The 11,717-nt window shown below is 30.1% G+C and carries 7 protein-coding genes; 1 reads left to right on the top strand and 6 read right to left on the bottom strand.

Features of this window, described 5'->3' with window-relative positions; translation table 11 throughout:
• Positions 1-49: 49 nt before the first annotated feature.
• The 3 genes from ACQZHJ_RS07780 to ACQZHJ_RS07770 all read right to left on the bottom strand — a co-directional run bounded on the left by ACQZHJ_RS07780 (position 50) and on the right by ACQZHJ_RS07770 (position 8,551).
• Positions 50-3,853 carry an SdrD B-like domain-containing protein gene (locus ACQZHJ_RS07780; RefSeq protein WP_430484981.1) on the bottom strand — a complete coding sequence of 1,268 codons (3,804 nt, stop codon included), beginning with the start codon at positions 3,851-3,853 and terminating at the stop codon, positions 50-52.
• Positions 3,854-4,264: 411 nt separating this feature from the next.
• Positions 4,265-6,409 carry an SdrD B-like domain-containing protein gene (locus ACQZHJ_RS07775; protein ID WP_430484980.1) on the bottom strand — a complete coding sequence of 715 codons (2,145 nt, stop codon included), beginning with the start codon at positions 6,407-6,409 and terminating at the stop codon, positions 4,265-4,267.
• Positions 6,410-6,433: 24 nt separating this feature from the next.
• Positions 6,434-8,551, bottom strand: a complete 2,118-nt coding sequence (locus tag ACQZHJ_RS07770; RefSeq protein ID WP_430484979.1) for an SdrD B-like domain-containing protein — start codon at positions 8,549-8,551, stop codon at positions 6,434-6,436.
• A gap of 265 nt (positions 8,552-8,816) precedes the next feature.
• On the opposite strand from ACQZHJ_RS07770, the gene ACQZHJ_RS07765 reads away from it, so the two are divergent.
• Positions 8,817-10,457 (top strand): diguanylate cyclase, encoded by a 1,641-nt coding sequence (locus tag ACQZHJ_RS07765; RefSeq protein WP_430484978.1) that lies wholly within the window; start codon positions 8,817-8,819, stop codon positions 10,455-10,457.
• A 109-nt stretch (positions 10,458-10,566) separates the two neighbouring features.
• Here ACQZHJ_RS07765 and ACQZHJ_RS07760 read toward each other — a convergent pair whose 3' ends face one another.
• The 3 genes from ACQZHJ_RS07760 to ACQZHJ_RS07750 all read right to left on the bottom strand — a co-directional run bounded on the left by ACQZHJ_RS07760 (position 10,567) and on the right by ACQZHJ_RS07750 (position 11,537).
• A complete protein-coding gene (locus tag ACQZHJ_RS07760; RefSeq protein WP_430484977.1) occupies positions 10,567-10,689 on the bottom strand; it encodes a CPC_1213 family protein in 123 nt (40 codons plus the stop codon).
• 137 nt (positions 10,690-10,826) lie between these two features.
• A complete protein-coding gene (locus ACQZHJ_RS07755; RefSeq protein WP_430484976.1) occupies positions 10,827-11,015 on the bottom strand; it encodes a hypothetical protein in 189 nt (62 codons plus the stop codon).
• Positions 11,016-11,087: 72 nt separating this feature from the next.
• A complete protein-coding gene (locus ACQZHJ_RS07750) occupies positions 11,088-11,537 on the bottom strand; it encodes a rhodanese-like domain-containing protein (protein ID WP_430484975.1) in 450 nt (149 codons plus the stop codon).
• Positions 11,538-11,717: the final 180 nt, after the last annotated feature.

Below are 11,717 nucleotides of genomic sequence, written 5' to 3'. Positions count from 1 at the left end.
TAATAAAATAAATCAAAAATATTTTATTATCCTTAAAAAATAATATTATCTATTGCTTGCATCCTTCATTACATTCTGAACAAATACCACTATTGGTTCTATTTTTTCTATTACTTCTTTTATTTTTACAACCTATACACTGATTATTGCATGAAATACATGTATCTTCATTTTGCGTGCAAACACATGATTTATTTACAGTCTCAAGATTTTTAGAACATGTATTACAGAAAAGTGAGCACTCTATGCAAAATTCCATTTTCAATCCTAATCCACCTGTAAATCCTGCAAATCCTTGCAAATAGTCCTCATTTGTTAGTGTTACTTGAAATTCTCCAGTTATATTATCTGGCTTAGACCCATAAAAATCCCCTGGTACAGGAACAACATAAGTCATTTCACTTGGGTTAGTAACTATAACGGTATAAGTTCCAGGAGGCAAATCTGTAAACTCATATCTTCCATCACAATCAGTACTAACAGTTCCAAGTTCTACTCCATATTCATTTAAAAGAGTTATAACAACTCCACAAAGAAGCTTTTCATCTAAATCAAAAATTCCATCTTCATTACAATCAAAGAATGCTTGGCCAGTTATTTTATTTAATCTACAAAGTCCAGCATCAACTATTTCTAATTGATTTTGTGCTGATAATTCAAAAACTGGTGATTCTCCTAATGCCCCATCTACATCTGAATCTATGGAATCATTGTTTCCAATATTAGATAGTGTATATTCATATCCACTTGGTAAAATAACTTTCACATAATATTCTCCTGAAGGTAAATTATTAAAGCTATAAAAACCATTACTATCAGTAGTAGTTACTTCTAATGGAAGATTCGCATTGTTAGCATCATAAAGTTCTACTGTTATTCCTTCAGCTAAGGGTTCTCCAACTTCTCTTATTCCATTGCAATTTAAGTCATACCATATTGTTCCTTCAATGTTTAAAACTATAATTTCTACCTGATAATCCTCAACTTCTCCATCTGAAGCTGGACCAAGAGAACGGGTATCTTCCTGTGTTGCTAAAATATTTGAATTCACTAAGTTATCCGTTGTTATTCTTGTTCTTATAAATGTTAAATCTCCTGAAGTAAATGTGGTTCCTGGTGGAATATTAAATACTAAATTTTCAACTCTTGGATTTGTTCCACTTGAAGGTACAGGGACACTTATTCCTTCTTGCAACTCAAATATTCCATTCCTATTAAAATCTACCCAAGCATAAATTATGGCTGTTTCTCCAGTATCATTAACGTAGCTTATTGGTAATGTATAAGTTGAATTTCCACCTATTATTGGTTCTAATATTCCAATTGGACCATCATCTTGAATGCTAGCTGGAATATCGTCTCCAGTAGCTGTAACATTTTGACGTGCATCATCCTCCGAAGTTACTTGAGTTCCTAAGGTTAAATTATTTACTATGCCATGTCTTGGTCCATTGCTAACTAATAAAGTGTTATAATTACCAATACCAGTTCCTAAACTTGTATCTGGTGCATCTCCAAAGTCCATTAAAATACTAGCTCTTATACACATTGTGGCATCCTGCCTTTGAGAAGGTCCTGATATTGAGAAGAAATCTCCATCCATTGTACCTCCCACATCCTGCCACCTTATAATAGCTCCAGTAGGATTATTTATACCATAAATAAATCCATTTGCATCATTAAACATTCCTCCATAATCATATGGAAATCCAGCTTCCGTTGGAATAGGTGTTGATATTCCAGTTGTAGGGCCTATAGTATAAAATTGTCCTCCTGCTGTGGTATATAAAAGGTTATCTATAGGATTAAAAACCCAATCTCCAGAGCTGTTTCCAATAGCCGGTGCTATTGGAGTTGAATATGGAGGTGTTGCCAAGATATAACCAGCTGTAGGGTCTACAAGTTGTCCAAAGTTTGCTGAACCACTCCTTAAATCAACAACAAAGTATTCATCGTCTCCTTGGTTTTTTAAATAGAAAAATCCTCTATTGTCTATGGCTCCATTTGTCATATTTAAATTTGAAAGATTTGGAATTGGACCTAAATTCGTAACTACTCCATCTGCTGATATTCTCGCTAAATTCCCTGCATTTGGATCATTAACATCATAAATACCATATATATAGTTGTCTATTGGATTATAAGCTATAGCATTCATTATAGCTCCCATATTTGAATTTATTACTGTTACTTCTCCTGTTACTGGATCTATACTTCTAAACTGACTATTAAAAGGAAGCCCTGTATTTGGATTAGTTTCAGCTATAACTTGATATGCTGTAGGTTCACATAAAAAGCTTGGTCCAGATACTATATTAACTAAATAATCTTCAACTTCACCATCACTTACAACGCCTAAACTTCTAGTATCTTCTTCAATTGGAAGAACATTAGTATTTGTTAAAGTATCCGTAGTTATTCGTATTCTCATGAATGTTGTATCTCCACTCATAAGAACAGTTCTTCCAGGAACAACAAATGAAAGTGTAATTGTTCTTGGATTAGTTGTACTACTACTTACACTTATTGGAGATATTCCTTCTTCTAATTGAAATATTCCATCTCTATTAAAATCTATCCATGCATATATATTTGCATTAGAACCTGTATTATTTGTATAGCTTAAATCTACTGAATATATATTGGTACCTTCTGAAAATACAACTGGAATTATTACTCCATCATCTTGTATGTTTTCAATAATATCATCTCCTGTTGCTGATGAATTTTGATATGCATCATCTTCACCAGTCACTTGTGTTCCTAAATAAAGTTCATTAACTATACCATGACTTGGTCCATTATTCGCAAATAAAGTGCTATAATCATTTGGTCCATTTCCTGCACTTGTATCTGGTGCATCTCCATAATCTATAAAAACAGCATCAAGTTGTATTCCCATTAAAGGAACAGATAATCCATCTCCAACACTTGTTAAACGAACTACTGCAGATGTTTGATTATTCATAAAATTATTCGATGATACATTTGTTATATCCCATCCATATCTTGCTGGTAAAGTTGGCTGATTTAAATTACCAAAAGTTCCTGAAGTATCAATTTGACCAACATTAGGACTTTCTGAGTCTCCATTATTTATATTAGATTGAAAAAAGTTATTAACCGCATTGTTAGGTCCACTTAAATTAACTAAACTACCGGTATTAGGACCAATTAAAAGTTGATCTCCTGTTCCACCTGGATCACCTTCCATAGCTGAAATTAAAACTCTTCCTTGAACAGTACCTGATGATTTTGTAATAAATCCATCTAATGTAAAATCTATTGGAGAAAGAGGTCCATTTATATATTGTATTCCAGAATATATACTCATGTTTTGTATTGGTAACAATTGATTTTCATATATTACTCCTAAAGTCCATCCTACCGTATTATTTAATCCTAAAATAGTAGCAGGTACCCCTTCTACACTATATGTTCCATTTCCACCATTTTCAATTAAATTTGTTACTTCTACACTTCTAGAATAATAACTTCCAAATTCTACCGATGTAGCTGCATCCGATACTAAACTAAATGATCCACTTGGTGTATTAAATGTTATTGCATCATCTATAAATGCACTTACATCCTGAGTTCCATTAGTAAATACTCCTCCCCATTGAAGCTCTGCATATAAAACAGTACTTCCTGCTAGTAAATTCAATTGTGCTGCTGACCCATTATCCTGCCAAGTCAAAGTAGTACCTGCTGGATAACCTGGAACCTGTTGCCCTAAATCGAAAGTTATAAAAGCTTTAGCTTGACCTAGTGCATCTGTAAGCCCTAATGTATTACCAGTAAATATCATTGAACCTCTTTTAGTTGTAGCAAATCTATTTATAAGAGTCATATTAATCCTCCTTACTTAGTTTTATTAACAATTATATTTCTTGCAAAAATAATCATATTCTATAAAATATTTCATATCTTAATTCTCCTATGATCATTGTAAAATCATGCAAACGCTCTAAATTTGTAAGTATACCAGAAAAGTCTCATGTTATTTTCCTTTTACATCCTATGCAATTTCTATTTCATAAGATACATTAATAACCTCCATAACTCTAAATATCCTTTTATTGATAATTAATTCATAATTTCTATATTCATACTTTACTTCTCTAAATTTAACTTTATTATTAAACGTATTTTTATAAATTGCTGTATCTTAACCTACTTCATATTTTTAAATCAATTCTGCTCTCATTTCTTCTTATATGAAATTAGTAGGAGGCAAACCTTATCCTCCTACTAATAAATCTTAAGAATTTAAAAAATTAAAATCGCAGCTATTGGAACCAAAATCTAAAGGTCCCTTATTATAACACCTGCACTTTTGACAATTATTACATCTAGTACAATCTTTAGCTGGATTACAATCCAAACAATATTTCATGTTTAGTTCAAAAGAACCTGAAAATCCAGCATATACATTTAAAATATTTGAATCAGTTAATGTTATATCCGCTATACCAGTTGTTGAATTTGGCTTTGAGCCATAATAGGAAGTTAAATTTTGTGTTGTAAAATTTGTTCCTGCTAAAGGTTGAAATACAACTTGGTAATCTCCTGGGTTTAAACATTCAAAAATATAATATCCCTCACAATCTGTTACCATACATCCAATTTGTTGCCCTATTGAATTAAATAGCGTTACATTTATTCCGCATATCAATGGTTCTTCTGCATCTAACACTCCATTTTGATTGCAGTCATAAAAAGCTTGACCAGATATATCAAAGCATTTACATAATCCTGAATCAATTATTTCTAATTGATTATTTAAAGAAAGTTCAAAAACACTAGATGTTCCATCTGTATTTACATCTGAATCTACAGTATCATTATTACCTACATTGGGAATTGTAAACTCATATCCATTTGGAAGTTCTACTTTTATAAAATAATTTCCACTTGGCATATTTAAAAAAGAATAAGCACCACTAGCGTCAGTTATTCTCACATCAATAGGATTGTTCGGATCACTTTCGCTAAAAAGTTTTACTGCTATTCCTTCTAAAAATGGTTCTCCCCCTTCTCTAATTCCATTACAGTTCTCATCAAACCAAACTACTCCTGTTATATTTAAGTTAGTAGCTTCCACAAGATAGTCTTCTACTTCTCCATCAGAGGCAGGCCCTAAACTCCTTGTATCCTCTTCAGTTGGCAATACATTGGTATTTTCAAGAATATCACTTGTTAATCTTAACCTCATAAATGCTTGATCACCGCTTTGCAATGTTGAACCAGGTGGAACAGTAAATTCTAATTCTACTTGGCTAGGTGTTGGTCCACTAGGTATTACTGGAATAAAGTTAGCTGACTCTTCTAACTGAAAAATACCATCTTCATTAAAATCAATCCACCCATAAAGATTTGCATTTTTCCCTGTGTTATTTAAATAATTAACCGTAACTTTATAAGTGTCATCACCAGTAATTAAAAAGGTTACTGGTGTTAATACTCCATCATCCTGTATTCCTTCAACCATATCATCACCTAAAGCCTGAGGATCTTCATATGCATCAAGTTCTCCAGTAGCTGTTACCCCTAAATATAATTCATTTACAATTCCATGTCTTGGCCCATTATTAGCTAATAATGTTGAATAATTACCCGCTCCATTTCCAGGACCAGTATCTGGCGCATCTCCAAAATCTATTAAAAAGTCAACATTTATACAAGTTGTCCCATCATTAACACTAAAAGCAACATCTGTATTTGATATAACTGTTCCATCGGCAGTTATTCCATCACTTATTACTCTAGCTATTTCAAAAGTATTATTAGTTGGAAAAAACATTTGATCATTTTTAAATGAACCAGCGGCCCCATATGAAGCTGGACCTAATACCCCCGGGATATCTGATGCCGTAGCCGTAATAGGATCTATACATCTTAAAGTTCCATTATTTAAGACTCCACAAAGCTGATTTGTTGCAGTATTCCAAGCTATGTCTGGTATACCTAATGGACTTGTAGGTGCTGTTATTGGAATACCATAAGTTGGTCCAGTCTGCTCGGTATATCCAGCTGTTGGATCTACCAATTTTCCATAGGTAGATCTTGATGGATTATAATCTATAACATATAAAGTATTACCACCCGAGCTATTAAGATAATAATAACCTGATTGATCAAATGTTCCTGAGTTAAATGATAAAGTTCCTAACCCTGTTGGTGTAGGCAATTGAGTATAGGTGAAATCTGAATCTACAGTATATACTCCACCACCAGGCTCTTTAATTCCATAAATCAAATTATCTATAGGATTATAAGCTATTCCATTTAAAGCTATGTCTAATGTTGCTACTTGCTCAATTTTTCCAGTTACAAGGTTTATTTCATAAATCCTACTAGGATTTCCCGCAAACTGATAAAAGATTGTACTACATTGAAAAGGCATGTTCTCACCTCCTTATTTTATAATCTAAAATCCACATCCATAATTATTAAATTGATTACATTTTATACAATATTTATTATCTAGTTTAAAATCTCCCTTAAATCCGACAAATCCTTGTAAATAATCAAAAGTTGTCAAAGTAACTTGGAATTCTCCAGTTACTGAATCTGGTTTTGATCCATAATATTCAGCTGGCACAGGAGTAACTATATTGGTTCCTGGAGGTGCAACCACTCTAATTGTATAAGTTCCTGCTTCTAAATTTTTAAATTCATAATATCCATCACAATCAGTTATTACTGTTTCTACTTCTATTCCATCTTCATTTATTAAAGTAATTGGGACTCCACATAAAAATGGTTCTCCATCATCTAATATCCCATTATTATTACAATCATAGAATGCCTGTCCTGATATCTTATTTAATCTACATAAACCAGCATCTATAGTAACTAATTGATTATCTCTGTTCAAATCTATAGGTTCAGATATTCCATTTGTTTTATTAACATCTGAATCTATGCTATCATTGGCTCCTACATTTACCAATGTAAACTCATACTCATCTGGTTTTATAACTTTAACATAATAAACCCCTTCATTTAAATTATTAAACTCATAAAAACCATTTGCATCTGTTGTAGTAAAATCTATTGGATTTTCTAAATCGCTTTCTTCATAAAGCTCCACAACAATTCCTTCTGCAAGAGGTTCTCCAACGTCTCTTATTCCATTACAATTTGTATCATACCAAACTGTTCCTTCAATATTTAAGCTAGTTACTTCTATTAGATAATCCTCAACCTCTCCATCTAAAGCTACACCAATTGATCTTGTATCCTCTAACGCAAGGTTATTATTACCATTTATTAAATTCTCTGTAGTTATTCTAATTCTCATGAAAGTTGTATCTAATGGTGCTAAAATAGTGCCTACAGGCTGAGTAAAATTAAGTGTTACAGTTCTAGGATTTGTTGCAGATGATGATACACTTATTGGAGTAGCCGCTTCGTTCAACTGAAATATTCCATCCATATTAAAGTCTATCCAAGCATATATATTTGCATTCTCTCCTGTACTATTTGTATAAGTTATATCTACACTATAGTCTTGTCCAACCAAAATCTCTGGTACTGGTAAGACTATAGCATCGTCTTGTACTCCCTGAACTAAATCATCACCAGTAGCATTTGGATTTTCATATGCATCTGGCTCTGAAGTTATCAATGTTCCTAGTCTTAATCCATCTATTATTAAATGTCTAGGACCATCATTAGCTAGAAGTGTTGTATAATCTCCAGTTCCATTTCCAGAACTAATATCAGGTGCATCACCAAAATCTAGAAGTATTCTCATCTCTACACAAGAAGTAGCATCAGTTCTATTAGTACCTAAACTTTGAGAAAAAAATACTCCTTCCATTGTTCCTCCATTATTTTGCCACCTTATTATATCTCCTGTAGTATTACTTATTCCATATATAAACCCATCAGCATCAGAAAACATTCCACCATAATCTAATGGAAAACCATCTGGATTTGGCGTAAGAAGTGGCGTTACTAAACCAGTTGTTGGATTTATACTTGCAAACTGAGTATTTCCATTTATAACCGCATATAATTTCCCATCAACAGGATTATATGTCCAATCTCCACTATTAGTTACCGGAGGATTCAGTGATGTATAATATGGTGGAGTAGCTAAAATGTAACCTGCCGTAGGATCTACTAGTTGACCAAAATTAGCTGATGTAGGTCTTAAATCTATAGTATAATAGTTAGTATCTCCTGAGCGTCCTATATAAAAAAATCCTTGAGTATCAAATGCTCCAATATTTATTCCATTAGTTAAAGGTAAGTTTGGAACTAATCCTAAATCAGTGGTTGAACCATCATCTTCAATTCTTACTAGATGCTGTTCAAAATTCCCTCCTCCTAAATCTATTGTTGCAAAACCATAAATGAAATTATCTAATGTATTGTATCCAATAGCATTTATCTTAAATCCAGTATCATAAGTTATTATTTCCACATCTCCATTAACAGTATTTATCTTTCTAAATTGACTATTCCCAAAAACTCCTGGAGAAAGTTCAGGTTGAGCTACTTGATAAGCAAATATGTCACATGTAAATGCTGCCATAAAATCACCTCTTCATCAATAATCTTATTTAAGTATCTAAAACTTTATATTTTCAAACAAAAAAATACATATTCCTATATAAAATATGTATCCTACGTATATTCTGATACTAAATTAAGATGTTCTCATTTTTCATGTGAAAATGCTAAAATTAAAATCTCTTTTCTATTAATAATATCCATTTTGTTAATATTTATGGTATACTTTTAAATTGTGCGATACAAAATTCTAAAAAACTATTAAACTTTAACCTTTAGGGGGATTTATGATTAAAGTTAAGAAAAAACATCTTGTTTTGGTTACAATTGGACTGCTTATATCCATATTAATTGGATGTTCTTCCTATATTTTTAAGAGAAGTAAAGAAATAAGGACTTATTCAAAAAAAGTAGATACAACATTTTTTAATGCAAAACTAGATATACATAACAGAAATTTTAATGAAGCTCAAAATAAAATTTACTCAATTATTGGTAACAAGGATAGCTTTAAAATGCTTCCTGATAAATATAAATTTGATGCCTATAATTACTTAGCTATACTCAATCTTAAACAAGAAAAGTTTCTAAATGCACTAACTAACTATAAAGAGGCATTTAAGTATGCTGATAAAGATTTGAAATTAGTTATTAAGTTAAATATGTCTTTAGCATATAGATATATGGGCTCTTATGTAACAAGCACAAACCTCATTCATGATATATTAAATAGTAATATAGAGACAAATGATAAAAACTCATATTTAAAAGAATATGCACTATTAAATCTTGCTGAAATTTATTGGATTGTAAAGGATATGACTGATTTTAAGATTACTTTAAATGAAGCTCAGAAATACTTAAATAATCTTCCTGAATCTGATTCACAAGATTTAAGTATAATGTATCTTTCTTATAGAATATTAGAAGCTATTTACGATAACAATCTCAATATAATACCTGAATATATTTCAGAAATAAAAGAATTAGAAATACAAAATACTGATACAAGGTATTCTGAACTAGAAATGTTAAAAGAAAGATCATATGCACTTTATTACAAAGCAATAGGTCAATATCCTACATCAATAGAATATTTCGAAAATTTAGAAAAATTAGCAAATAACGAAGGAGCTACCTACGTTGTCTTATTTTCACTTAGTGAAAGAATTGATATTTATAAAGACTTAGGTAATACTGAAAAAGCAAATTTATTAATTAACGAATATTATGAAAAGCAAACTAAAATATTAGATACAAACGACTATCAGTTTAAATATTACATAAATAATAATATAATAAAAAGCTCTGAAATTCCTTTTATGAAAGAAGCTATTACAATATTATTATTGATTTCACTAGCTTTGATAATACTTATTATATTCTATTTTAAGAAAGCAAAAAAATCTAAATTAGATTCTATAAAGGATGGATTATGCAATATATATAATAGAAGATTTTTAGATCAATATATAAATAATATTAAATCAAAAGAACTACCAATTTCTTTTTTAATGGTGGATGTTGATTATTTTAAACTATATAATGATAACTATGGTCATCAAGAAGGCGATTTAGTTTTAAAACATATAGCAAACATATTAAAGCAAAACTGTCGTAAAGAAGATATAGTTGCTCGTTATGGCGGTGAAGAATTTTGTGTTTTATTAAAAGGTGCAAATAAACATACTGCTATGAACTTTGCAAAAAGAGCAAAAGAAAATTTAGACACAATTGATATAAAACATAATTATTCTAAAGTTTCAGATCATGTTACTTTTAGTATAGGTATATTTACTCTTCAATCTATAAAACATTTAAAATATGCTATTAAATTTTCAGACAGAGCTTTATATATTTCTAAAAGAAATGGAAGAAATAGAGCAACTCACCTTGAAGACTGTGTTGATACAGATTTCTTAGAATAAATTTAACCAGAAATTTTATTAAAGCTTATAAAATAAAAAAGGCAGATAAATTGCCTTTTTTATTTTACAATGACAGCTAATATTATAAATTTTAGAAACCTACTCTAACTTACTTAAAAGTTTTTGGAGTAAATTCATCTCCTTTAGCTTTTGGCTCTCCAAAAACAGCTTTAGTACTCTCACTTTGAGGGTTATGATTTATGTGTTTTTTATTGTTTTTATTTTTTCCCATTAAATATCACCTCAATAATATTTTGTGTAATACTAAAAGCTTTATTCTAGTTATATCTTACTATGGTTTCATATTAATTCCTATAATTTAATAGTGAAAAATAGCTATACACCCCTTAATAAGTTACTACATCTTCTCTATTCTATGTTTTTTAATTCTTTAGTTCTAAGTTCTTTATTTACTTTAAGTACATTTAAACTAACTATAATTACTGCTAATATGCTTATTAAACCTAAGTAAGATCCTTTAATTGTAAAAATAACCATTCCAATAAAAAAATATATAATTCCTAATACCCATAAATCTCTTTGCTTTTCTAATGACATTGAACCACCTAAAAGATTTCTATATTTAATTATATGATTTTAAAATTACATTTGTTATATTCCCTATTACACTTATTTCAAAATATCTTTTTTGTTTATATTAAGAATATTGTTTATTCCAAATTTTAACACCTTAGTATTGGAACCTAATATATTTACAAACATGGCAATACCTCTACTCCTAATCCGAGCATGCCTACATCCTAAAACAATCTTTTTATCATTTTCAAGTGATTTTATCTTTTTGTTTATACAATAAAGCTTAGGTATTATATAATATATAGATTTTATCATTGTTTTAAAATAAGTCTTATTCTCAAACATCCCTTCCAAACTCAAGGATATTTTATCATCAAGCAATGGAAAATGTATGCTCTTTTCTAAATGCTTATAATCAAATTCCTTAAATGTCCTAAGATCCAATATTAAATATTCATCATCATCCTTTATATCATCATATTCTACATATTCAAAAAATCTATCTATAAATTTCATTTTCTCAACATTAAAAAATTCATTCATTCATATACTTCACTCCTTGCTTTAATATTTAATTATATTCCAATTCAAACCTCAAGTTACCATTTTATTGATTTTATTTCTATTTTAAGTTAAAACTGTTTAATCGTTCAATATATTTTTATGATTTTAGCATAAATATAAGCGAATTTTTATTCAATAACTACTTCATATAGTTCGTTT

Origin of the sequence: Clostridium sp. B9 (genome assembly GCF_050509515.1) — a bacterium.
GTDB lineage: Bacteria > Bacillota > Clostridia > Clostridiales > Clostridiaceae > Sarcina.
Note: the sequence above shows the minus strand (reverse complement) of the source record. Positions and strands in the feature narration are given on the sequence as shown.

Excerpts from the sequence above, each read along its gene's own strand:
- ACQZHJ_RS07770 (WP_430484979.1), bottom strand. The coding sequence starts at position 8,551 with ATGGCAGCATTTACATGTGACATATTTGCTTATCAAGTAGCTCAACCT.
- ACQZHJ_RS07755 (WP_430484976.1), bottom strand. The coding sequence starts at position 11,015 with ATGTCATTAGAAAAGCAAAGAGATTTATGGGTATTAGGAATTATATAT.
- ACQZHJ_RS07765 (WP_430484978.1), top strand. The coding sequence starts at position 8,817 with ATGATTAAAGTTAAGAAAAAACATCTTGTTTTGGTTACAATTGGACTG.
- ACQZHJ_RS07780 (WP_430484981.1), bottom strand. The coding sequence starts at position 3,853 with ATGACTCTTATAAATAGATTTGCTACAACTAAAAGAGGTTCAATGATA.
- ACQZHJ_RS07760 (WP_430484977.1), bottom strand. The coding sequence starts at position 10,689 with ATGGGAAAAAATAAAAACAATAAAAAACACATAAATCATAACCCTCAA.
- ACQZHJ_RS07775 (WP_430484980.1), bottom strand. The coding sequence starts at position 6,409 with ATGCCTTTTCAATGTAGTACAATCTTTTATCAGTTTGCGGGAAATCCT.
- ACQZHJ_RS07750 (WP_430484975.1), bottom strand. The coding sequence starts at position 11,537 with ATGAATGAATTTTTTAATGTTGAGAAAATGAAATTTATAGATAGATTT.